The organism is Massilia eburnea (genome assembly GCF_050709955.1).
Lineage (GTDB): Bacteria > Pseudomonadota > Gammaproteobacteria > Burkholderiales > Burkholderiaceae_D > Rugamonas > Rugamonas eburnea_A.
Genome location: NZ_JBNZFX010000002.1, coordinates 247,309 through 269,778 on the forward strand (window position 1 = coordinate 247,309; position 22,470 = coordinate 269,778).

Below are 22,470 nucleotides of genomic sequence, written 5' to 3' on the forward strand. Positions count from 1 at the left end.
ACCCGGCACATGCCGGGTCTTTTTTTATGCGCCACCACAATGCGCTAAACTAGCGCCTTTACGAACCGACAAGAACACATACCGTGGCCAATTACGTCTATACCATGAACCGCGTGGGCAAAATCGTCCCACCGAAACGTCAGATTCTGAAGGACATTTCACTGTCCTTCTTCCCGGGCGCCAAGATCGGCGTGCTGGGCCTGAACGGCTCCGGCAAATCGTCCCTGCTGAAAATCATGGCAGGCATCGACACTGACATCCAGGGCGAAGCACGCCCGATGCCGGGCCTGAACATCGGCTACCTGCCGCAGGAACCGCAGCTGGACCCGGAAAAAACCGTGCGCCAGGAAGTGGAATCCGGCCTGGGCGAGGCCTTCAATGCGCAAGCGCTGCTGGAAGCCGTCTACGCCGCCTACGCGGAAGAAGACGCTGACTTCGACGCGCTGGCCAAAGAGCAGGAACGCCTGGAGTCGATCATCGCTGCTGCCGACGGCGGCAACCTGAACCTGCAACTGGAAATGGCGGCCGACGCGCTGCGCCTGCCGCCTTGGGACCAGAAGATCAGCGTGCTGTCCGGTGGTGAAAAGCGCCGCGTGGCGCTGTGCAAGCTGCTGCTGTCCAAGCCGGACATGCTGCTGCTCGACGAACCGACCAACCACCTGGATGCGGAATCCGTGGAATGGCTGGAGCAGTTCCTGGTGCGCTTCCCGGGCACCGTGGTCGGCATCACCCACGATCGCTACTTCCTGGACAACGCTGCCGAATGGATCCTGGAGCTGGACCGCGGCCACGGTATCCCATGGAAGGGTAACTACTCTTCGTGGCTGGACCAGAAGCAGGACCGCCTGAAGCAGGAAGAAGCCACCGAGTCCGCGCGCCAGAAAGCGCTGCAGAAGGAATTGGAATGGTCGCGCCAGAATCCAAAGGCACGCCAGGCCAAATCCAAGGCCCGTATGGCGCGCTTCAATGAACTGAGCGAGTACGAATACCAGAAGCGCAACGAGACCCAGGAGATCTTCATCCCTGTGGCGGAACGCCTGGGTAACGACGTGATCGAGTTCAAGAACGTCAGCAAATCGTTTGGCGACCGCCTGCTGATCGACAACCTGTCCTTCACCGTGCCGCCTGGCGCGATCGTCGGCATCATCGGCCCGAACGGTGCCGGTAAGTCGACCCTGTTCAAGATGATCGCCGGTATCGAGCAGCCGGACAGCGGCGAAGTGGCGATCGGCAAGACCGCCAAGATTTCGCTGGTGGACCAGAGCCGCGACAAGCTGGACAACGAGAAGACCGTGTTCGAGGCAGTCTCCGGCGGCGCCGACATCCTCAGCGTGGGCCGTTTCGAAATGCCGTCGCGCGCCTACGTCGGCCGCTTCAACTTCAAGGGCTCGGACCAGCAGAAAGTCGTTGGCAACCTGTCCGGCGGTGAGCGTGGCCGCCTGCACTTGGCCAAGACCCTGCTGATGGGCGGCAACGTCCTGCTGCTGGACGAACCGTCCAACGACCTCGACGTGGAAACCCTGCGCGCGCTGGAAGATGCACTGCTGGAGTTCGCCGGTTCCGTGATGGTGATCTCCCACGACCGCTGGTTCCTGGACCGTATCGCAACCCATATCCTGGCCTTCGAAGGCGATTCCCAAGCTACCTTCTTTGCGGGTAACTACCAGGAATACGAAGCCGACAAGAAGAAGCGCCTGGGTGAAGAGGGTGCCAAGCCGAAGCGTATTCGCTACAAGCCGCTGCACGGCTAAAACCGGTAAACCTGGGTCTGACCCAAGGGTCAGACCCTGTCTATGCCGAAGCCGCTGGTCCGGTTGTGCGCCTTTGACTTTCGACCAACGTCAAAGACCTGTAACCAACCCCGTTAGCGGCAAGATCATTAGGGGTCAGACCCTCGGGTCTGACCCCGCTTTACCGGTTTTCAGAAGGGAGCCCCGCATGCGCAAACAATTCCTATGTGGACTGGTCCTGGCCAGCGCAGGCGCCATTGCGCACGAGGCCCCGATCGACAAACTATCCTGGCTGGCCGGCTGCTGGTCGCATACCGGCGCCGAAAAAGGTTCAGTGGAAATGTGGACGCTGCCGGCCGGTGGCACCATGCTGGGCGTGGCCCGCACCGTGAAAAACGGCAAGACGGTCGAGTGGGAACACACCATGATCCGCGAAACCGAGCCGGGCATCTGGGCCTATGTGGCCAAGCCAAGCCGGCAACTGGAAGCAGCTTTTCCGATCAAGTCGGTCGGCGATGGTGAAGTGGTATTTGAAAACCCGCAGCATGACTTCCCGCAGCGGATCATTTACAAGCGCGATGGCGCCGACGGCATCAAGGCCCGTATCGAAGGTGTCTCGAAGGGCAAGGAAAAAGCCTTCGACTACCCGATGCAGCGGACGCAATGTCCGAATGGAGGGTGAGGCGGGCACAAGGACATTGGCAGCGCCAGGCTGCCGTTGTCGCACCCGGCCTCGATCGGGACTTTGCGGGGGGAAGCAGCTGAACTGCCCTCCCCCTCGACTCAGAAGCTTGCCTTGACGCCCAGGTTGACCGCACCTTTGCGGCGGCCCTGGTCGATGTCGTTCTTGCCGAAGTGTTCGTACTCCAGCACGCCCGACACTTTCTCCGTGAAGGCGTATTCAGCGCCAACCGAGGCGTACAGCGCATTTCGGCTGCTATCGCCGTTATACGCGGAAGCCAGGCCGGTGGCATTCACATCATTCTTGTTGTGAGCCAGGCCCAGTTTGCCGGTCAGTGCAACCTGCTGGTTGATCGGGAAGGTGCCTTTGCCGGCCAGGTAGAAGGACTTTGCCTTGCCTTCGATGCTGCCGGTGCCGGCGCCGGTGGTGTAGTTGTACGACTGTTTGCCGAAGTCTACATAACCAGCTTCCACGCCCCAGGTCTTGTCGATCTGCACGCCACCGAAAATCTTGCCGCCATACTCGGTGGTTTTCTTGTCACCGTCGCTGGTGTCATTCGGCAGGGTGTACTTGTTGGAGTTCGCCACCACGCCCGCGCCGATGTACGGTTTGAGCTCCTGCGCCTGGACGGAAGCCGCGCTCAGGGCAACGGCGGAAGTGATGAGTGCGAGTGCGATTTTTTTCATGTTCGTGATCTTTCAGCAAAAGTAAGTCGGACTTGCTTGGGATCGCGCTTCGTCTGTGGAAGTGCGATGGAAAGCACGATAACACTGCCAAAAGTTCAAGGGGGAGACGAAGCGGTAAGAATTGTGTGCATTTGTAAGCGGCCTTGAATTACCAATATTCAACCCAAAATGAGCGAACTTGGCATCAGATAAGCCTAAATGTCAGATTGATACGAGGACCGCAGGGTTTTCGCTCTTTATTGATGCCGTGCCGCCAGCAATGCTGGAGTTTTCCCGCCATTAACAACATGCTGCCGTCGATGAGGTCGATCTTGACGGTTTTGGGCTGCTTTTTGTGCTTGAGGATGAAAGTGCGGGTGGCGCCGAAGCTGACCGAGGCAATGGCAGGCTGCGGGCCCAGCTCCGGTTCATCGTCGCTGTGGAAACCCATGCTGTCCTGCTCATTGCGGTAGTAGTTCAGCAGCAGGCTGTTGAAGCGCTTGCCACTGGCGGCCTCGACAGCGCGCTTGATTTCAAGCTGCAGCGGCGTGAACGGCAACGGTTCGAAAGTGCGGCCCGAGTAGGTGTAGCGCTGCTCGCCATACCAGGCACTCAGGCGCGGCTGCGCCACCTCGCGGCCGAACAGGAAGATGGTTTCTGCCCTCCAAGCGGTTTCATCCAGCAGGCCTTGCATAACTTGCGCGTTATCCACAGCCAGCGGAAGCTGCTGCAGGAAATACAGCTCGCCATCGTCGATCGGGATGGGCAATAACTCGGCTTCAGCAGAAAACAGGTCCATAGGCGTTATCATATAGCAATGAACAAACGTCAATTCCTCGGCGCCGTGGCAGCGGCAGGCGCCCTCCCCTCGTTGGGCGCCGCTGCCCCCAAGGCAGAGCGTGGCCCGGCACTGCTGACCGTCACCGGCGCCATTGCCAAACCGAACCGTGGCGGCTTCGACCGCGTCGCGGACCAGATGATGCACCGCCAGCGCCTGACTTTCGACAAGGCTTTCACCTTCGATTTTGCCGCACTGGCTGCGCTGCCGGCGATCACCATCAAACCGACGCTGGAATACGATAGCCGGCCGCATACCCTGTCCGGCCCGCTGCTGGCGGACGTGCTGAAAGCCGCCGGCGCGCAAACTGGCGACAGCAGCAACCTGATCCTGCGTGCAGTGGATGGTTATGCAGTGGCGGTGGCCCTGGCGCGCGCCAAGGCGCAGCGCTACATCGTTGCCACCCACCTGGACGGCGCGCCGATGGCGCTGGGCGGGCTGGGTCCCTTATGGGCGATTTATGATGCGGATCGCGTGCCGGAAATGGCAAGCAGGCCCGTTGGCGAGCGCTTCGCTACCTGCCCCTGGGCCCTCTATCACATTGAGGTTCAGGCGTAAGCTTCAGCCAGCGACATGACGCGCGGGGTGATCGCGACGCCGATATCGCCAAAGATCTTGTTGATGATGGCCATATTGGCTTCGGCTTCGTCCGCCTTCCAGCCGTTGAACAGGTCAGTGCCATCTTTCTGGAAGTGCAGGTCCAGCACCTTGCCACGGTCCTTGTGGGTGTAGCCGGAGCTGTGCACTTGCTTGAAACCGCCGGCAGCCAGTGCGTCGAGCACGGAAGTCGGCGGATTATCCGGGTCGGTTGCCATGTACACGCCGAAAGTCTTGCCAGGCGGCTTGGCGGCAATATCAACTTCGTAGATGCCGGGCGCCTTGGTGACAGACGTGGATTTCAAAAATAACATAGCGTTCCCCTAGAACTGTGTATGTGGCTTAGGTGGACAAGCTTATTGCTAACGGCCAATTTTGTCACTCGCCAGGTCCATCTTTTTGCTCGTCCACAACAGAAGCCAGAGCAAAAATCATTACCGGCTCTTCAACTATACTTTTGCACTGCTGATTTACAAGACGGAGATTAGTTAGGAGTCCTTGACAAATAGTTTTTCGCCCCTATACTTGGCGCATGGACACCACTTCAACCCGCATTGTTTCCGCCATTTCCCGCATCGGCAGCGTGCTGCGCTCGGGCATGTGGGAATTTGCGACCAGCGAAAACCTGAACCCGGCGCAGGCTGAGATCCTGCAATTGCTGCACAGCCGGGCGCAAGGTGTGCGCTTGTCCTGGGTTGCAAAACAACTTTCAATTTCAGCAGCCAGCGCCAGCGATTCGGTAGCGGCACTGGTTGCGAAAGGCCTGGTCCGCAAAGCACGTGCACTGGACGATGGCCGCGCCACTGACCTGTATCTTACCGACGCAGGCCGGCAGGTGGCGCAGCGCATTGCGGGCGCAACCGGCTTTGCCGACCAGGCAGTCGCGAAGCTGTCGCCCCAGGCGCAGGAACAGTTGCTGGGCGGCTTGCTGCAGGTGATCGGGCAGTTGCAGAAGACGGAACGTTTCCCGGAGCTGCGCGCCTGCCTGTCCTGCAAACATTTCCAGCCAGACCGGCACCAGGACGCCGCCGCCCCGCACCATTGCGGGCTGGTCGACGCGCCGCTGTCGGTGGCGATGCTGCGCATCGATTGTCCGGAGCACCAGCCGGCCGATCCTGCGCAGCAAGTAAAGAATTGGCAGGCCCTGGTTTAAGGGCGGCCTTTTTTTGGTCCTAAATACTTAGGACTCCTACTTTAAATGAAAGGAACTTCATCATGTCGCGCATTCCACTCAACACCAATGACTCCACCGGCCTGCTGGCGCAGATCCACCAGGCATTTGGCGCTACGCCGAATATGTTCAAGGCGGTTTCCAATTCCCCGGCCGCTTTGCAGAGCATGTGGGGCAGCTTCGGCGCCCTCGGCGACGGCAAACTCGGTGCCAAGCTGGGCGAACAGATCGCTGTGGCGATCGCTGACCGCAACGATTGCGAGTACTGCCTGGCCGCGCACACTGCACTGGGCCGCAAGGCCGGCGCCTCGGCTGACGAGATGAGCGCGGCGCAGGCCGGCCAGTCGGGCGATCCGAAAACCGCTGCCGCACTACGCTTCGCCGTAGCAGTGGTCAGCAACCGCGCCAAAATTGACGATGAGCAGGTGGAAGAGCTGCGCACGGTCGGCTTCAGTGATGAAGAAATCGTGGAGATCATGGCCCATGTGGCGCTAAACCTGTTCACCAACTACGTGAACGTGGCGTTCAAGGTGCCGGTCGATTTCCCTGGCGTGAAGCTGCGCGCAAAATGATGCGGCTCGATGCTTCCGCGCGACACGCCCAGCCTGCTGCTGTTCGATCGCGACGGTCGACTGCGGCTGAACCACTTCGGAAGCATCGATGACATGGTGCAGGGAGGAGTGATCGGGCGCATGCTGGCCGAACAGCACGGCGGCGGCCCGCCCTGCGACGCGGATGGCTGCGTCGCGCCCAGCTAGCGAGCAGGCAGGCCCGTCAGGGCTTGCCTGTCCGTTTACGCTCAGCCAGCGCGATCGTTGGCGGGACCAGCGCGCGGTACAGCTGGCCCGTTTCCGCATCCCACGCCATCACGGCATCCTGCTGCCGCAGCACGGTGGCCATATCGCCGCGCGCCACCGGTCCGGTGAGCGCCGGCGCCGCGCCAAGGCGGAAAGCATTCTCCATCGACTCCAGCGCCAGCGGCCGCGCCAGTTCGCGCGCCACCGCTTCTGGGATGCCGGCAGCCTGGTAGGCACGCAAGGCAGCATCGATCACGGTCACCAGGTAATTGCTCGCGAAGACAGCGGCTGCGTGATAGACAGTCTTGGCCGCAGGGTCGATCTGCACTGCCCTTGCGCCAATCGCTGCCAACGCAGGCAGCAGCACGTCCAGCGCCGGCTGGTCGCCCTCAACCCCGCAGAAGGTACCTGCAAATCCCGCCGCCACCGCGTCCACGTCGGCAAAGCTGCGGATCGGATGCACACTGGCGACGTAAGCGCCGGCAGCGCGTGCCGCTTGCAGCCGGTCGGATGCCAGCGCACCACTGCAATGAAATACCACAGCGCCCCGCAAAGGCACGGCAGCCGCCAAAGCTTCGCAAGCCGGGACGATCTGGTCGTCCGTTACCGTCAACATGAAGATATCGGCCGGCCGCATGGCGCCTTTCCCAGTGACCGGCATGCCGGCGCCGATAAAGGCCACCGCTTGCGCGGCACTATCAGCCGAACGCGCCAGCACATCCTGTACAGCAAATACGCCTGCCGCCGAAAACAGCCGGCCCAGGACGCGGCCAACGTGGCCGCCGCCAACAACAGTCAATGCTCGCATCAGAAACTCGACCCCGGCTGTTTCAGGAACTCGATCTCCTCCGGCGTCGACTCGCGGCCGAGGATGGCATTGCGATGCGGGAAGCGACCAAAGCGGCGGACCACTTCGTAATGCTTTTTGGCGAAATCCAGCATGCCTGCATAGCCCGAAGAATCGGCTGCCAGCATTTCGAACAAGTCCACGCAGCGCATCTGCATCGACAGGTTTTCCGAATGCTCAAGCGGCATGTAGGAGAACGCACGCTGCGCAGGCGGCAAGGTCTGGTTGGCGCCGGAATCATCCATGGCTTTGGCGGCCTCCAGCGCCAGCTCATCGCCGGCAAAGGCTTTCGGCGTGCCGCGATAAACGTTGCGCGTGAACTGGTCCAGCACGATGATGCGCGCCAGCGTACCTTGCGTGCCCTCGTCGTCCCACTGTCGCAGGCCACCTAGCAGCGCATCTTCGATCACGTCGCCGAACTGCTGGAATATAGCGCGGTCGAATGCATCGTCCTTGCGCCACCACTCGGGGCGCTGAATATTGTGGCCCTTGGCGCCGATTGGCAGGAACCAGAAATCGAGAACGTCTTGTGAATGGATGACCAAACCTGCCTCCTAGTTGCGTGCGTGGGTGACCTGGAAGCTATCGATGCCTTCGTAATGGGTCATCTCTTCCGCGATGCGCGACAGCGGCGACCCACTGCGCTTGCTCAATGCCAGTGCGACAAAGCGCCATTCCAGTTTGCCCTGGTCCATGCCGATGGTCATCGAGCCGCCTGCGATCTGGTAGCCGCGCTCCAACGCCATGGCACGTAGCTGGTCTTCCTTCGGCTCAAAACCCGGCTTGAAACGCATGGTGATGGCGATTGCATGGCGCGACGGCAGCCACGCTTCAACCTTCGACAGGAAGATCATCGACATCGCGCACAGGAAGGCCAGCCCCATAGCGCCGAGGTAGAAGCCCAGGCCTACCGCAATGCCGATCACCGACGAGGCCCAGATCGACGCCGCCGTCGTCAGGCCTGAAATGTTGAAGCCCTCGCGCATGATCACACCCGCGCCAAGGAAACCGATGCCGGTCACTATGCCTTGCACCACACGGGTTGGATCGGTGCCAACCAGCTCGGACATATGGCCGCCGAACCATAGCGACGGGTAGCCGCATACCACGGTCAGTGCCGCCGATGCCATGCACACCAGTCCATAAGTGCGCATGCCCGCCGCTCGCCCGTGGTAAGAGCGCTCATAGCCCACCAGCAGGCCAAGCAGTAGCGCACCGCCGATATTCATCAGGATTACGAGGTTGGTCGCCAGTTCGCCGGACGACCAGTAGGCACGCAGGAACTCTATGCTGGGCATAGCTGCCTCACTTTATGGTTTTGGTGTTTTCTTGGCTGCGAGCTGCTTTTCGAATGCTACATCGAGTTTGCTGACGCGTTTAACTTTCTGCGGGCCTTGCGCATTGACGAAGGCCACAAAATTGTCCAGTTCCATGGGCGGACAAAGTGGCGGCTGGCCAGGTCCTTCCGTCAGGAAGAAATGGCCGCTGCCGGTCATGGTCAGCGAATAGGCCTGGTTGCCGGAGCGCTCTTTCAGGCGCGCCAGCGCGTTGGATGCTCTGGTGGAGCGACTCATATTGCCTCGGTTCTTTCGTTCAGCCAGCGCAGCGCATCGCCGCTGACATGCTTGGCCAGTCGTTGACGCACGGTGGCGTGGTATTCATTCAGCCAGTGCACTTCGTCTTCGCGCAACAGGGACTTTTCGATGCAGCGCGTGTCGATCGGACACAGGGTCAGGGTTTCAAAGCGCAGGAATTCGCCGAATTCCGAATCCGGCGCCGGCACGTTCAGCACCAGGTTTTCGATACGGATGCCCCATTTACCGGGACGGTAAATGCCAGGCTCGTTGGACGTGATCATGCCGGGCTCCATCGCCGTATGCGCATCCGGCGGCGTTGACGGCGAGATCGATTGCGGTCCCTCGTGTACATTGAGGAAGAAGCCGACGCCGTGGCCGGTGCCGTGGCCGAAGTCGATTCCCTCCGCCCACAACGGCGCACGTGCAATCGCATCCAGCATCGGCGATTTGACGCCGCGCGGGAAGCGGGCGACAGACAGCGCCATCATGCTTTTCAGGACCAGGGTGAAGTCGCGTTTGTGTTCCCGGCTGATGACACCGACCGGCACCACGCGGGTGATGTCGGTGGTGCCGCCGTTGTACTGGCCGCCGGAATCGAGCAACAGCAGGCCATCGCCTTCCACCACGGCGCTGCCTTGTGCCGGAGCGCGGTAATGCATGATCGCGCCGTTGGCGTTGAAGCCTGCGATAGTGCCAAAACTTGGGCTGACGAAGCCGGGACGGCGGCGGCGCGCGTCCAGCAGATGCTGGCCGACGGCGTATTCGGTCAGCGGTTCGCGCCTCGGATTCGCCAGGGTTTGCTCAAGCCAGCTAAAGAACTCGCATAGTGCGGCGCCATCCTGCTCCATCGTTGCGCGAACATGATCCGCCTCGTGTGCAGTCTTGCGGGACTTGGCGAATGTAGTTGGGTTGACGGCTTCGATTGCCTTCACGCTCTCGGGCACGGCCTGGCGCGTACCGAAAGTGATGCGGCGCGGGTCCAGCAGCAGCGTGCTGCCAGCCGGGATTGTGGCCAGTGCCTGCGCCGCTTCCTCATATGGCGCGACGAAGACATTGTCGGCTGCCAGCAGTCCCGACAAGCCCGGCTCGATCTTGCCTGCGCCGACGAACAGCATGGCACGCTCCTGGTCGACCAGTACGTGCGACAGGAAGATCGGGTTGTAGTTGACGTCCGAGCCGCGCAGGTTGAACAGATAGGCGATATCGTCCAGCGTCGAAATGATGTGGTGGGTCGCGCCCTGGCGCGCCATTTCCGCCCGCAGCGCCGCCAACTTGGCCGCGCGGGTCATGTCGGCAAATGGACGCAGGTGTTCGTAGACGGGAGCATCCGGCAGGCCGGGGCGGTCGGTCCAGACCTCGTCCAGAAGGTCGAGGTCAGTGCGCATGACGATACCGCGTGCCTGCAGCAGGCGGGCAATCGACAAGCCCAGAACCGCGCCATCCACCGCCAGCACCTGGTCCGGCTTCAGTGTCTCGGCCAGCCAATCCACATACTGCACACTGGCGCCCGATGAAATTTTCATCAGCTTCACGCCTGTGCCAGCCAGCTCCGCTTCCGCCTGCGTCCAATAACGGCCGTCGGTCCAGACACCTGCAAAATCCTGGGTGATGATAAATGTGCCGACCGAGCCGGTAAAACTCGACAGCCATTCCCGCCCCTGCCAACGCGCCGGCAAATACTCGGACAAATGGGGATCGGAGGAAGGGACCATGCAGGCATCAACCTGATGGCGGCGCATCGCCGCGCGCATGGATTCAAGTCTGGTGCGGATTGATTCTTTCATAGCGCAATCATACCCCGATTGCGTCATAATGCTCGGCTGCCGCCGCTTTCTGGCGGCAATGGAGAGAGAATTGATACCTGACGACGTACGGGCCGAAATCATGCACCGGCTCGCGGCTGCGGAAGCCGAACATAATGTGCGTGTACTGTTGGCAGTAGAGTCCGGAAGCCGTGCCTGGGGTTTTGCCTCGCCGAATAGCGATTACGATGTGCGCTTCATATATGCGCATCCACGCGACTGGTACGTGGCGGTCGACCTGGAAGAGAAACGCGACGTCATCGAATACGAGATCGTCGACGAAATCGACATAAATGGCTGGGACCTCCGCAAAGCGCTGCGCCTGTTCCGCCGCTCGAATCCGGCATTTGTCGAGTGGATCCAGTCGCCGATCCTGTACCGTTCGCACGGCGGTTTCGCGGATGGCGCCCGCGCGCTGCTGCCGCAAGTGTATTCCTGCGAAAACGGTACCTACCACTATCGGAGCATGGCAAAGACCAACTATCGCGGCTATCTGCGTGCCGATATGGTGCCATTGAAGAAGTATTTCTACGTACTGCGCCCCTTGTTGGCCGTACGTTGGCTCGAACGTTATGGCACGCCGGCGCCTATCGAGTTCGATAAGCTACTGCATTTGCTGGAAGGCGAAACGGAACTGCTGGACGCCATCGCCGCGCTGCTGGAGAAGAAAAAAGCGGCGCCAGAAATGGGACTGTCCGAGCCAGTCCCATGCCTGAACCGCTTCATCGAATCCGAACTCGAGCGGCTTGAACGGCCAGACGTGGTCAGCGTCCGAAGCAGTGACGTCAATGCTGAACTGAACCGGCTATTCCACACCGTCCTGGCCGAGCAGCGTTAATCCCGCTACATGCGCGGCTCGCCATCACGGTTGACCGTGATGGTGCGGCCGGGTTCCGACGAAAGCTGAGCCCGGTGTTCAGTGCCGCGGTACTCGTAGGTCACGTCCCAGTATTGCGGAGTACGGCTCGGAATCGTTTCGCAACGCTGGACGTTCTGGGCATACTGGTTGCCCGCGTTGCGGCCCACGTTGGAACCGACAGCCGCGCCGGCGATCGCGCCGCCAACCGTGGCAATATCACGGCCGGAACCGCCGCCGACCTGGTGGCCCAGCACGCCGCCAATCAAGGCGCCGGCAATCGTTCCAGCGGTGCCGCTGCCGCCCGAAGCCTCGACCTGCTGCCGTTCAACCCAACAGCGTTGCTCAGGCGGGCCGACCACCGCACGGGCCGAGGTAATCGGCGCCTCATAAGTGCGCTCGCTTGGACGCATGCGGTATTCATAGTTTGGCTGGGCGACTGGCTCAGGCGCGTAAGCCATTTCATCCACGCGGCGACGCGATGGCACGGCACGAATCGACGAGATATTGTCATTCAGCCCCATGCCTTCCAGTGATTCATAACTGCCGCGCCGCAAAATCCGGCATTCGCCCTGGAAGTTGGGCTGCGGGCAAACCTCCCAGCGGCCGCGCTCAACCACCACGGACGAGGCACGGTTGTCGAACCCTGCGGAACGCAAATCGCTGATGGAGCGGGTCACATTGACCGGGCGTCCACGCCAGCCTTCCCGTGGATAAAGCGTGATTTGTGCAAAGGCTTGCGCGCTGACGAGGGCGACAAGGGCCGCCAGCGTAGTTCTGATTGGAAAGTTCATGATGTCCTCCGATACAGATCAGGTTCGCCTAGCATGGCGCGGCAAACGGGGCTGGTCTGTTCGGGAACACGCGTTACTTAGTAAACTGAACCTCCGGGTCATTGGCGCTGCGCAGTTCATCAGTGGCAACTGTGCCGCACGGAATCTCAGGCTTCAAAGCGGCGCAAGCCGTCCAGGTCGAGTATGCGAATACCGCCGTAGTCCACGCGCAACAGGCCCTGTTTTTCGAGCACTTGCAGGGCCTGGTTGGCGCGCTGGCGTGAGGAGCCCGACAGCAGGCCAACCTCTTCCTGCGAAATCTGCACCAGCCGTTCGATGCCCGGATAAAGGTGGGAATTGAATAATGACGCCAGGCAACGTGCAACGCGTGTGTCCGGGTCCAGCAGACGCTCGTTTTCCACCATTCCGATGAACTGACCCAAACGTTCGTTGAGCTGCATCAAGAGGAACCGGGTGAAGGGTAGGCTATTCTCGAGCAGGTAGTGGAAGGTCACGGCCGGCATGCGTGCAATGCGGCTGTCACGCAGGGTCATGGCGTCATATCGGCGGCATTCATCTTTAAGTAATGAACCTTCACCGAACCAGCCGCCCGGCGGCACTCCAGTAAATGTGACGCTTTTCCCGTTTGGCGAAAAATTATTCATTTTCACCATGCCCGAAATAATGCCGATCCAATTATCGACAATTTCGCCTTTATGGCAAACGAAGCCTCCTTTGGGAATAAATTCCTCATAGCAGCTGGCCTCTACGCGCGCCAATTGTTCCTCTGTGAGCACGGGCGCCCAGGTGGAGCTGCGAATGGCTTCAATCAGGCTGGGTTCAGTTTTCATTGTTGTTGCGTCGCACCATCAAAAGTCGACGAATTGTCTTTGAAATGACAACTTTGCGACATAGCTCACGCTAATATCATCACACAAAAAGCGCGTCACAACTAAAAAAGCGCACCTACAATCCAAGGAGACACCGTGCAGGATAATCTGACGACCTTCCCTCGCAGGCTGCTTCAGCATGGCAAGGAGCGGCCGCACAAGCCTGCGTTCCGCGAAAAAGACCTGGGCATCTGGCAGACCTGGGACTGGCAGCAAGTGAATGCCGAAGTGCGCGCGCTGGCTTGCGGGCTGGCGGCAATCGGCTTCCAGCGCGGCATGAACCTGGCCATCATCGGCGACAATCGCCCGCGCCTGTACTGGTCGATGCTGGCGGCGCAGTGCCTTGGCGGCGTGCCGGTGCCGATGTACCAGGATGCTCCGGCGGCCGACTTGGCCTTCGTGCTGGAGAACGCGGAAATCCAGTACGCCATCGTGGAGGACCAGGAGCAGGTCGACAAGCTGCTCGACTTGTGCGAGCAATGCCCGGGGATCGCGCATATCGCGTACGAAGACGAGCGGGGCATGCGCAATTACACCCACCAGCAGTTGATGTCCTATGCCAGCCTGCAGGAACTGGGGCGGGAGTATGACAAGGCGCATCCAGGTTTCTACGAAGCGTCGATCGCCGAAGGCAAGGAAAGCGACAGCGCGATCATCCTATACACCTCCGGCACCACTGGCAAGCCAAAGGGCGTGTGCCAGACTCACAAGGCTTTGCTGTCGGCGGCCACTGGCGGCATCGGCTTCGACAAGCTGACCGATTCGGAAAACGTGTTGTCCTACCTGCCGATGGCGTGGGTGGGTGATTGCCTGTTCTCGTTCGCGCAGGCGCTGACTGCCGGCTTCACCGTCAACTGCCCGGAGTCCTCGGACACCGTCACCACCGACTTGCGCGAAATCGGCCCTTCTTACTACTTTGCGCCACCACGCATCTTCGAGAACATGCTGACGCAAGTGATGATCCGCATGGAAGACGCAGGCGCCATCAAGCGCAAGATGTTCCATCACTACATGGACGTTGCACGCCGCGTGGGCTCGGATATCCTGGACGGCAAGCCAGTGCCGCTGGGGGACCGCATCAGCTACGCCATCGGCAACGTTCTGGTGTATGGGCCGCTGCGCAACGTGCTGGGCATGTCGCGCATCCGCGTGGCCTACACGGCGGGCGCTGCGATCGGCCCCGACCTGTTCCGTTTCTACCGCTCGATTGGCGTCAACCTGAAGCAGTTCTACGGTTCGACCGAAACCTGTGCCTATATCTGCCTGCAGCCGGATGGCGAGATCAAGTTTGATTCGGTCGGCAAGCCTGCGCCGGGGGTGGAGGTGAAGCTGGCGCAGAACGGCGAGGTGCTGGTCAAGTCGCCGACGCTGATGCACTGCTATTACAAGCGTCCCGACGCAACGGCCGAAGCGATCGACGGCGAAGGCTACTTCCACACCGGCGATGCCGGCATCTTCGACAACGACGGCCACCTGCGCATCATCGACCGCGCCGACGACGTAGGCAAGATGAACAATGGCGCCATCTTCGCGCCGAACTACATCGAGAACAAACTGAAGTTCTTCCCCTTCATAAAAGAAGCCGTGGCGTTTGGTCATGAGCGCGACAAGGTGACCGCCTTCATCAACATCGACATGGAGGCCGTGGGCAACTGGGCCGAGCGGCGCGGCATCGCCTACTCCGGCTACACAGACCTGGCCGCGCACGAACAGACTTACGCGCTGGTCAAGGAATGCGTGGAGAAGGTCAACGCCGACCTGGCACAGGAGGCGTTGATGGCGGACACCCAGGTCCACCGGTTCCTGGTGCTGCACAAGGAGCTCGACCCTGACGATGATGAACTGACCCGCACCCGCAAAGTGCGCCGCAAGTTCATCGCCGAAAAATACGCGGTGCTGATCGAGGCACTGTACGGCGACAAGGCTTCGCAATACATCGAAACCCAGGTCAAGTTCGAGGATGGCCGCACCGGTATGGTGGCGGCTGACCTGCGGATCATGGACCTCAAGGCAGCATAAGCGGGAAAGCCACCATGCAAATGAATGAACCGGAAGCCATCACCGCTGGCCGCAAGATCGGCGACGTGATCCTGGACATGCGCAATATCTCGCTGTCGTTCGGCGGAGTGAAGGCGCTGACCAATATCTCCTTCGACGTGCGCGAGCACGAGATCCGCGCCATCATTGGTCCGAACGGCGCAGGCAAAAGCTCGATGCTTAACGTGATCAACGGCGTATATCGTCCGCAACAGGGCGAGATCATTTACCGCGGCCAGCAGCGCAAGAATATGGATTGCTACGCGGCCGCCAAGTCGGGCATCGCGCGCACCTTCCAGAATATCGCGCTGTTCAAGGGCATGACGGTGCTGGACAACATCATGACCGGCCGTAACCTGAAGATGAAGTCGAACTTCCTGCTGCAGGCGCTGTACTGGGGTCCGGCACGTCGCGAAGAGATCGAACATCGCCGCAAATGCGAGGAAGTGATCGACTTCCTCGAGATCCAGCATATCCGCAAGACGCCGGTGGGGCGCTTGCCTTACGGCTTGCAAAAGCGCGTTGAGCTGGGCCGCGCCCTGGCCGCGGAGCCGAACATCCTGCTGCTGGACGAACCGATGGCCGGCATGAACGTGGAAGAGAAGCAGGACATGTGCCGCTTCATTCTCGACGTGAACGAGCAATTCGGCACCACCATCGTGCTGATCGAGCACGATATGGGCGTGGTGATGGATATTTCGGACCGCGTGGTAGTGCTGGATTACGGCAAGAAGATCGGCGACGGTACGCCGGATGAAGTCCGCACCAACCAGGACGTGATCGACGCTTACCTCGGAGTGGCTCACTGATGGATATCAATTTCTTTGCCGAAGTGCTGATCGGCGGCCTGCTTTCCGGCGTGATGTATGCCTTGGTGGCCATCGGCTTTGTGCTGATCTACAAGGCGTCCGGGGTTTTCAATTTCGCCCAGGGGGCGATGGTGTTCTTTGCCGCCCTGACCTGCGTTGGCTTCATGGACAAGTTCGGGCTTTCGCTATGGCTGGCGATACCGGCGACGGTGCTGGCGATGATCGTCCTCGGACTGGCCATCGAGCGCGTAGTGTTGCGGCCCCTGGTCAACCAGCCCGAAATCACGCTGTTCATGGCCACCATCGGCCTGGCCTTCTTCATCGAGGGTTTGGCGCAGCTTATCTGGGGTTCGCAGGTGCACAAGCTGGACATCCCGATCGAGGACGTGCCCAGCGAATACCTGATGGAGAAATTCAACATCATCGTTTCCAAGTTCGACCTGACGGCGGCAGCGATTTGCGCAGTGATGGTGGCCCTGCTGGCGGTGATGTTCGCCAAGACCAAAGTCGGCCGCGCGCTGCGTGCGGTGGCGGATGACCACCAGGCAGCGCAAGCGGTCGGCATCCCGCTGCAGCGCATCTGGGGCATCCTGTGGGCGGTGGCGGGCATGGTGGCACTGGTGGCCGGCCTGCTGTGGGGCGCGCGCAATGGCGTGCAGTTCGCGCTGACCTTCATTGCGCTGAAAGCGCTGCCGGTGCTGATCCTGGGCGGCTTTACCTCCGTGCCAGGCGCGATTGTCGGCGGCCTGATTATCGGCGCTTCGGAAAAGCTGGCCGAAGTCTATATCGGGCCGCACGTCGGCGGCGGTATCGAAGGCTGGTTCCCTTATGTGCTGGCCCTGTTGTTCCTGCTGGTTCGCCCTGAAGGGCTGTTCGGCGAAAAAATCATCCGGAGGATTTGAGCGATGTTCTACCGCGAAGCAGGACAATTCAAAACCAGCTACGAGGCGGACGGCCAGATCCTGCCGATCCGCCAGGACCGTATCGCGCTGTTCACCACGCTGGCGATAGCGCTGCTGGTACTGCCGCTGGCGTCGTCGCCCTACATGCTGTCGGCGATCTTCATCCCCTTCCTGATCTTCGCGCTGGCTGCGCTGGGGCTGAACATCCTGACCGGCTACGCCGGCCAGCTTTCGCTCGGTACCGCAGCCTTCATGGCGGTCGGCGCGTTCTCGGCGTATAACTTCATGCTGCGCATCCCCGGCATTCCCGTATTGCTGGCCTTCGTGCTGGGCGGCCTGTGCGCCGCGATGGTCGGCATGGCTTTTGGCCTGCCATCGCTGCGCATTCGGGGCTTTTACCTGGCAGCATCCACGCTCGCAACCCAGTTCTTCGTGGTGTGGTGCCTGACAAAGATCGGCTGGCTGACGAATTACAGCTCCTCCGGCGTGATCACCGCGCAGAAAATGGAAATCTTCGGCTATGCCTTCGACACGCCGGAACGCAAATACCTGCTGGTACTGGCGGTTGTGGCGATCATGGCCCTGCTGGCCAAGAATCTGATCCGCTCCAACGTAGGCCGCTCCTGGATGGCCGTGCGCGACATGGATGTGGCGGCGGAAGTGATCGGCATCCGCCTGATGCGCACCAAGCTGCTGGCGTTTGCGGTCAGCTCCTTCTACTGCGGCGTGGCCGGCGCGCTGTACGCCTTCGCCTACCTCGGCACCGTGGAGCCGGAAGCCTACAACCTGGACCTGTCCTTCCGCATCCTGTTCATGATCATCATCGGCGGCGTCGGCTCGGTGCTGGGTTCATTCCTCGGCTCTGCCTTCATCGTGCTGTTGCCGGTGTTCCTGAACATCGTGGCCCACAGCCTGGCGCTGCCAACCACTGTGGCATCAAACCTAGAGCTGATGGTGTTCGGCGCCCTGATCATTTTCTTCCTGATCGTGGAACCCCACGGTCTGGCGCGTTTGTGGCAAATCGGTAAAGAGAAACTCCGCCTGTGGCCTTTCCCGCACTGAGCGGCAACTATAAAACCTGGAGACATCACATGAAATCGTTCGTATTTGGCATCGCCGTAGCAAGCAGCATCGTCGCCAGCAGCGCATGGGCGCAAGCAGCCGATCAATTCGTCGCTCTGCCCTCCTACCGCGTCGGTCCTTATGCGGCAGGTGGCTCCGGCTTTTATGGCGGCATCATCGACTACTTCAACCTGGTCAATGCCAACGGCGGCGTCAATGGCGTGAAAGTCAGCTGGGAAGAATGCGAGACCGAGTACAACCCGTCGCGCGGCATTGAATGCTATGAGCGCCTGAAAACCAAGAACGGCGGCGCCACTGTGGTCGAACCGCTGTCCACCGGCATCGCCTACGGCATCCTGGACCGCATCCCGCAGGACAAAATTCCGATGACGACCCTGGGCTACGGCCGCTCCGACGCAGCCAACGGCAAGGTCTTCCCGTACGTGTTCCCGCTGATCTCCAACTATTGGAGCCAGGCCGCAGCGATGGTGAAATACCTGGGCGAGAAGAGCGGCGGCATGGATAAGCTGAAAGGCAAGAAGATCGTCCACCTGTACCACGATTCGGCCTTCGGCAAGGAACCGCTGCCGGTGCTGGAAGCGATGTCCGCGCAATACGGCTTTGAACTGGTCAAGATCCCTGTCGCTCCGCCAGGCAGCGAACAGCAGTCGCAATGGCTGCAGATCCGCCAGGCCAAGCCGGACTACGTGATCCTGTGGGGCTGGGGCGTGATGAACTCCGTCGCGATCAAGACCGCGCAGCGCAACGGCTTCCCGCGCGAGAAAATGCTGGGCGTATGGTGGGCCGGCTCCGAGGAAGATACCGTGCCATCGGGCGATGCGGCGAAAGGCTACACCTCGATGACCTTCAACACCCCGGGCAACTACCCGCTGCTGGATGAACTGCGCAAGAAGGTCTATGCCGGCGGCAAGGGCAACCTGACCGACCAGGCGCGAATTGGCTCTGTCTACCACATGCGCGGCCTGACCGCAGGCGTGATGTATGTGGAAGCAATGCGCGCCGCGCAGGAAAAATTCGGCAAGGGCAAAGCGGTCACCGGCGAACAACTGCGCTGGGGCTTCGAAAACCTGAACATCGACGAAACACGCCAGAAGGCGCTCGGCGTCTACAACATGTTCCCGACTGTGAAGACTTCCTGCGAGGACCATGAGGGCTCCGGCGCCGTGAAAGTCCAGCAGTGGGATGGCAAGGCCTGGAAGGCTGTGACGCCGAACTGGGTGGTGGGCGACAAAGTCCTGCTGCGCAAGCTGGTGGACGAATCGTCCGGCAAATACGCCGCTGAGAAAAAGATCACGCCTGCCTGCATGAAGTGAGAAGCCTATGAGCTACCTGTCGGTAAATAACATCGAGGTCATTTACGACCACGTGATCCTGGTGCTGAAAGGCGTGTCGTTACAGGTCCCGCAGGGCAAGATCGTTGCCCTGCTGGGCGCCAACGGCGCCGGCAAATCCACCACGCTGAAGACCATCTCGACCCTGCTGCGCGGTGAGCGCGGCGACGTGACCAAGGGCGAGGTGCAATTCAAGGGGGAACGCATCGATCAGCTCACGCCCAATGAGCTGGTCAAGCGCGGGCTGTCGCAAGTGATGGAAGGTCGTCACTGCTTCGGCCACCTGACCATCGAGGAAAATTTGCTGACGGGTGCTTATACACGCAGTGTGTCGCGCGGCGAAATGAAGGAATCGCTGGAGAAGGTCTATCACTACTTCCCCCGCCTGCGGGAGCGCCGCAACAGCCAGGCTGGCTACACTTCCGGCGGCGAGCAGCAGATGTGCGCCATCGGCCGTGCTTTGATGGCCAAGCCTTCCATGATTTTGCTGGACGAACCTTCAATGGGCATTGCGCCGCAGATCGTGGAAGAGATCTTCGGCATCGTGAAGGATCTGAACGCCAAGGAGAACGTGTCGTTCCTGCTTGCGGAACAGAACACCAATGTGGCGCTGCGCTACGCGGACTTTGGCTACATCCTGGAAAACGGCCGGGTGGTGATGGAAGGCGAGGCCAGCGAACTGGCCAACAACGAAGACGTCAAAGAGTTCTATCTCGGCATGTCCGGTGCCGGCCGCAAGAGCTTCCGCGACATGAAATTTTATCGCCGACGCAAACGCTGGTTAGCTTAACTATATGAATCCGACTAAAGCAAAAGATTATTGCCGCAACCTGCCTGGCGCCACCGAAGACATCAAATGGGACTGCAACCTGGTGTTCTCGGTCGGTGAAAAGATGTTCGCTGTGATGGATGCCAAGGAAAAGGAGAAGTCGATCAGCTTCAAGGTGGACGACGACCGCTTCCTGGAGCTGACGGACCGTGAAGGCATCATCCCGGCACCTTACCTGGCGCGCGCCAAGTGGGTAATGGTGCAGGACCTGTCCAAACTACCGGATGCGGAAGCGAAGGCGCTGCTCAAGCGCTCGCACGAGCTGGTATTTGCGAAATTGACCAAGAAACTGCAACGCGAGATTGAAGGAGCGGCATGATGGCCGAAACCCTGGACAGCCTCGAGACGCGCCCGCACGCCGAACGCGAACGCGATTTGATGGAGCGCCTGCCGCTGCTGGTGGCACAGGCGCAATCCGCGCCTGGCTGGGCACGCATCCTGTCCGGCATCGATGCCACCCGCATCAACAGCCGCGCAGCCCTGGCGCAACTGCCGGTCACGCGCAAGTCCGACCTGAAGGCGCTGCAGGCGCAGGAACGTCCCTTCGGTGGCTTGAACAGCACCCCTGCCGGCAAACTGGGACGCATCTTCATGTCCCCCGGCCCCATCTTCGACCCCGAGGGCCGCTCGATCGACTGGTGGCGTTTTTCGCGCCCCATGTTTGCCACCGGCGTGCGGCCGGGCTGCCTGGTGCAGAACTGTTTCTCCTACCATTTCACCCCCGCCGCCTTCATGGTGGAAGGCGGTGCGGCACGCATCGGCTGCACGGTGATTCCCGCCGGCGCCGGCCAGACCGAATTGCAGGTGCAGGCGATGGCGGAACTGCGGCCCGACACCTATATCGGCACGCCATCCTTCTTGAAGATCATCATCGAGAAGGCCGCCGAAATGGGCACGGACATCAGCAGCGTCAAACGCGCCATGATGGGCGCGGAGGCACTGCCTGAATCGCTGCGGCAGTGGTTCGCCGAGCATGGCGTGCCGGAAGTGATTTCGACTTACGCCTCCGCCGACATTGGCAGCATCGCTTACGAAACGCGCAGCAATGGCAAGCTCAATCCTGGCATGGTGCTGGACGAAGAGGTGTTGCTGGAAATCGTGCGTCCCGGCTCCGGCGAGCCAGTGGCGCCGGGAGAAGTGGGCGAGGTGGTCGTCACCCTGTTCAATCCCGACTACCCGCTGATCCGGTTTGCCACCGGCGACCTGTCGGCCGTGCTGACGGATGCCGCGCCATCGGCTTGTGGCCGCACCAACACCCGCATCAAGGGCTGGCTGGGGCGCGCCGACCAGACCACCAAGGTGCGCGCCATGTTCGTCCACCCGTCCCAGGTGCACGAGATCGCGCGCCGCCACCCTGGCATGGGCAAGGCGCGCCTGGTCGTCTCCGGCAAGATCGCCGACGAAACCATGACGCTGCATTGCGAAACCGACGATCCCGCGCTGCAGGCGCAAGCCACCGAAATCGTCGCCACCATCCGCGACATCACCAAACTGCGCGGCGAAGTGCGCTTTGAGCCGCGCGGCAGTTTGCCAAATGACGGCAAGATCATCGACGATGTGCGCGATTACAGTTGAGATGTCGCCGCGTGTGGCGTAAATCCAACTGTTCCTAGGGCGTGCGGCGGAATGGCGGGATAATTGAACCATTCTTGACCTGCCTCAGAAACATCATGCAAGACTTTCACCACAACCGCGCACGCAGCCTGCTCCAGAACGCAGAAGAGCTCTTCGACAAGGAAGCGGTACAGGTAGCGGTCAGCCGCATGGCCGACACGCTGAATGACCGCTTCGGTGATCCGTCCAGACAGGAATTTCCCTTGGTGCTGGGGGTGATGGGCGGCGCTGTCGTCTTCACCGGTAACATCCTGCCGCAGCTCACATTCCCGCTCGAATTCGACTACATCCACGTCAGCCGTTACGGCGACGATGACCAGGGCGGCAAAGTGGTGTGGAAAGTTGTCCCGCGCCCGACCGTTTCCGGCCGCACCGTAATCGTACTGGATGACATCCTCGACGAAGGCGAGACCCTGGCGCACGTCAAGGAACGCTTGCTGGAAATGGGCGCCAAGGAAGTCATCATCGCCGTCTTCTGCGACAAGGATATCGGCAAGACCAAACCTGTGAAAGCGGATCTGGTTGGCCTGACCATTCCGAACCGCTTCGTGGTCGGCTTCGGCATGGACGCTTACGGCTACTGGCGTAACCTGCCAGGCCTGTGGGCGATCAATCCTGCAGACCTGAGCAAGGGCTGAAC

General features: G+C 60.7%; 26 protein-coding genes. 16 read left to right on the forward strand and 10 right to left on the reverse strand.

Annotated features, from left to right (window positions below; translation table 11 throughout):
• Positions 1 to 83: 83 nt before the first annotated feature.
• Both ettA and ACQ4MM_RS02550 read left to right on the forward strand, forming a co-directional pair.
• On the forward strand, positions 84 to 1,751 hold the full coding sequence (gene ettA, locus ACQ4MM_RS02545) for an energy-dependent translational throttle protein EttA (protein WP_431475889.1): 1,668 nt from the start codon (positions 84 to 86) through the stop codon (positions 1,749 to 1,751).
• 187 nt (positions 1,752 to 1,938) lie between these two features.
• The gene (locus ACQ4MM_RS02550; protein ID WP_431475890.1) at positions 1,939 to 2,412 is read left to right on the forward strand and encodes a DUF6265 family protein; all 474 of its coding nucleotides are present in this window, start codon (positions 1,939 to 1,941) and stop codon (positions 2,410 to 2,412) included.
• 101 nt (positions 2,413 to 2,513) lie between these two features.
• Here ACQ4MM_RS02550 and ACQ4MM_RS02555 read toward each other — a convergent pair whose 3' ends face one another.
• Both ACQ4MM_RS02555 and ACQ4MM_RS02560 read right to left on the reverse strand, forming a co-directional pair.
• Positions 2,514 to 3,098 carry a porin family protein gene (locus ACQ4MM_RS02555; RefSeq protein ID WP_431475891.1) on the reverse strand — a complete coding sequence of 195 codons (585 nt, stop codon included), beginning with the start codon at positions 3,096 to 3,098 and terminating at the stop codon, positions 2,514 to 2,516.
• A gap of 184 nt (positions 3,099 to 3,282) precedes the next feature.
• Positions 3,283 to 3,876: an alpha-ketoglutarate-dependent dioxygenase AlkB family protein gene (locus ACQ4MM_RS02560; protein ID WP_431475892.1), complete on the reverse strand. Its 594-nt coding sequence runs from the start codon at positions 3,874 to 3,876 to the stop codon at positions 3,283 to 3,285.
• 18 nt (positions 3,877 to 3,894) lie between these two features.
• Here ACQ4MM_RS02560 and ACQ4MM_RS02565 point away from each other — a divergent pair, with 18 nt between their 5' ends.
• A complete protein-coding gene (locus tag ACQ4MM_RS02565) occupies positions 3,895 to 4,473 on the forward strand; it encodes a molybdopterin-dependent oxidoreductase (protein WP_431475893.1) in 579 nt (192 codons plus the stop codon).
• Here the strand turns inward: ACQ4MM_RS02565 and ACQ4MM_RS02570 are convergent.
• The gene (locus tag ACQ4MM_RS02570; protein ID WP_431475894.1) at positions 4,464 to 4,826 is read right to left on the reverse strand and encodes a hypothetical protein; all 363 of its coding nucleotides are present in this window, start codon (positions 4,824 to 4,826) and stop codon (positions 4,464 to 4,466) included. The genes ACQ4MM_RS02565 and ACQ4MM_RS02570 overlap by 10 nt on opposite strands.
• A 218-nt stretch (positions 4,827 to 5,044) precedes the next feature.
• On the opposite strand from ACQ4MM_RS02570, the gene ACQ4MM_RS02575 reads away from it, so the two are divergent.
• The 3 genes from ACQ4MM_RS02575 (at position 5,045) to ACQ4MM_RS02585 (ending at position 6,441) form a co-directional block, all read left to right on the forward strand.
• The gene (locus ACQ4MM_RS02575) at positions 5,045 to 5,665 is read left to right on the forward strand and encodes a MarR family winged helix-turn-helix transcriptional regulator (RefSeq protein ID WP_431475895.1); all 621 of its coding nucleotides are present in this window, start codon (positions 5,045 to 5,047) and stop codon (positions 5,663 to 5,665) included.
• 62 nt (positions 5,666 to 5,727) lie between these two features.
• Complete coding sequence (locus ACQ4MM_RS02580; protein ID WP_431475896.1) at positions 5,728 to 6,255, forward strand: carboxymuconolactone decarboxylase family protein; 528 nt, start codon at positions 5,728 to 5,730, stop codon at positions 6,253 to 6,255.
• Positions 6,256 to 6,264: 9 nt separating this feature from the next.
• Complete coding sequence (locus ACQ4MM_RS02585; protein WP_431475897.1) at positions 6,265 to 6,441, forward strand: hypothetical protein; 177 nt, start codon at positions 6,265 to 6,267, stop codon at positions 6,439 to 6,441.
• Positions 6,442 to 6,457: 16 nt separating this feature from the next.
• On the opposite strand, the gene ACQ4MM_RS02590 is transcribed toward ACQ4MM_RS02585, so the two are convergent.
• Genes ACQ4MM_RS02590 through ACQ4MM_RS02610 form a run of 5 tightly spaced genes read right to left on the reverse strand, consistent with a single transcriptional unit; the run spans position 6,458 to position 10,688 of the window.
• On the reverse strand, positions 6,458 to 7,288 hold the full coding sequence (locus ACQ4MM_RS02590; protein ID WP_431475898.1) for a Rossmann-like and DUF2520 domain-containing protein: 831 nt from the start codon (positions 7,286 to 7,288) through the stop codon (positions 6,458 to 6,460).
• Entirely contained in the window at positions 7,288 to 7,872 is a 585-nt protein-coding gene (locus ACQ4MM_RS02595; RefSeq protein WP_431475899.1) for a DUF924 family protein, read from the reverse strand. The genes ACQ4MM_RS02590 and ACQ4MM_RS02595 overlap by 1 nt, the downstream gene beginning before the upstream one ends.
• A gap of 9 nt (positions 7,873 to 7,881) precedes the next feature.
• A complete protein-coding gene (locus ACQ4MM_RS02600) occupies positions 7,882 to 8,625 on the reverse strand; it encodes an MgtC/SapB family protein (protein ID WP_431475900.1) in 744 nt (247 codons plus the stop codon).
• A gap of 12 nt (positions 8,626 to 8,637) precedes the next feature.
• Positions 8,638 to 8,901, reverse strand: a complete 264-nt coding sequence (locus ACQ4MM_RS02605; RefSeq protein WP_431475901.1) for a hypothetical protein — start codon at positions 8,899 to 8,901, stop codon at positions 8,638 to 8,640.
• Complete coding sequence (locus tag ACQ4MM_RS02610; RefSeq protein ID WP_431475902.1) at positions 8,898 to 10,688, reverse strand: M24 family metallopeptidase; 1,791 nt, start codon at positions 10,686 to 10,688, stop codon at positions 8,898 to 8,900. The genes ACQ4MM_RS02605 and ACQ4MM_RS02610 overlap by 4 nt, the downstream gene beginning before the upstream one ends.
• A 70-nt stretch (positions 10,689 to 10,758) precedes the next feature.
• Here ACQ4MM_RS02610 and ACQ4MM_RS02615 point away from each other — a divergent pair, with 70 nt between their 5' ends.
• On the forward strand, positions 10,759 to 11,544 hold the full coding sequence (locus ACQ4MM_RS02615; protein WP_431475903.1) for a nucleotidyltransferase domain-containing protein: 786 nt from the start codon (positions 10,759 to 10,761) through the stop codon (positions 11,542 to 11,544).
• 5 nt (positions 11,545 to 11,549) lie between these two features.
• Here the strand turns inward: ACQ4MM_RS02615 and ACQ4MM_RS02620 are convergent, their stop codons facing one another.
• Both ACQ4MM_RS02620 and ACQ4MM_RS02625 read right to left on the reverse strand, forming a co-directional pair.
• Positions 11,550 to 12,356, reverse strand: a complete 807-nt coding sequence (locus tag ACQ4MM_RS02620; RefSeq protein ID WP_431475904.1) for a beta/gamma crystallin-related protein — start codon at positions 12,354 to 12,356, stop codon at positions 11,550 to 11,552.
• A gap of 146 nt (positions 12,357 to 12,502) precedes the next feature.
• Positions 12,503 to 13,186 (reverse strand): Crp/Fnr family transcriptional regulator, encoded by a 684-nt coding sequence (locus ACQ4MM_RS02625; RefSeq protein WP_057262169.1) that lies wholly within the window; start codon positions 13,184 to 13,186, stop codon positions 12,503 to 12,505.
• Between the two features lie 135 nt (positions 13,187 to 13,321).
• Between ACQ4MM_RS02625 and ACQ4MM_RS02630 the strand changes: the two genes are divergently transcribed.
• The 9 genes from ACQ4MM_RS02630 (at position 13,322) to ACQ4MM_RS02670 (ending at position 22,468) form a co-directional block, all read left to right on the forward strand.
• Positions 13,322 to 15,244 (forward strand): AMP-dependent synthetase/ligase, encoded by a 1,923-nt coding sequence (locus ACQ4MM_RS02630; protein ID WP_431475905.1) that lies wholly within the window; start codon positions 13,322 to 13,324, stop codon positions 15,242 to 15,244.
• Between the two features lie 14 nt (positions 15,245 to 15,258).
• Positions 15,259 to 16,071 carry an ABC transporter ATP-binding protein gene (locus ACQ4MM_RS02635; RefSeq protein WP_431475906.1) on the forward strand — a complete coding sequence of 271 codons (813 nt, stop codon included), beginning with the start codon at positions 15,259 to 15,261 and terminating at the stop codon, positions 16,069 to 16,071.
• A gap of 5 nt (positions 16,072 to 16,076) precedes the next feature.
• Positions 16,077 to 16,973, forward strand: a complete 897-nt coding sequence (locus ACQ4MM_RS02640) for a branched-chain amino acid ABC transporter permease (protein WP_431475999.1) — start codon at positions 16,077 to 16,079, stop codon at positions 16,971 to 16,973.
• Positions 16,974 to 16,976: 3 nt separating this feature from the next.
• Positions 16,977 to 18,035, forward strand: coding sequence for a branched-chain amino acid ABC transporter permease (locus ACQ4MM_RS02645; RefSeq protein ID WP_431475907.1), 1,059 nt, complete (start codon positions 16,977 to 16,979; stop codon positions 18,033 to 18,035).
• Between the two features lie 29 nt (positions 18,036 to 18,064).
• Positions 18,065 to 19,369, forward strand: a complete 1,305-nt coding sequence (locus tag ACQ4MM_RS02650; RefSeq protein ID WP_431475908.1) for an ABC transporter substrate-binding protein — start codon at positions 18,065 to 18,067, stop codon at positions 19,367 to 19,369.
• Between the two features lie 7 nt (positions 19,370 to 19,376).
• The gene (locus ACQ4MM_RS02655; RefSeq protein WP_431475909.1) at positions 19,377 to 20,177 is read left to right on the forward strand and encodes an ABC transporter ATP-binding protein; all 801 of its coding nucleotides are present in this window, start codon (positions 19,377 to 19,379) and stop codon (positions 20,175 to 20,177) included.
• 4 nt (positions 20,178 to 20,181) lie between these two features.
• On the forward strand, positions 20,182 to 20,535 hold the full coding sequence (locus ACQ4MM_RS02660; RefSeq protein WP_431475910.1) for an MmcQ/YjbR family DNA-binding protein: 354 nt from the start codon (positions 20,182 to 20,184) through the stop codon (positions 20,533 to 20,535).
• A complete protein-coding gene (locus tag ACQ4MM_RS02665) occupies positions 20,535 to 21,791 on the forward strand; it encodes a phenylacetate--CoA ligase family protein (RefSeq protein WP_431476000.1) in 1,257 nt (418 codons plus the stop codon). The genes ACQ4MM_RS02660 and ACQ4MM_RS02665 overlap by 1 nt, the downstream gene beginning before the upstream one ends.
• A gap of 95 nt (positions 21,792 to 21,886) precedes the next feature.
• Positions 21,887 to 22,468: a hypoxanthine-guanine phosphoribosyltransferase gene (locus ACQ4MM_RS02670; RefSeq protein ID WP_431475911.1), complete on the forward strand. Its 582-nt coding sequence runs from the start codon at positions 21,887 to 21,889 to the stop codon at positions 22,466 to 22,468.
• Positions 22,469 to 22,470: the final 2 nt, after the last annotated feature.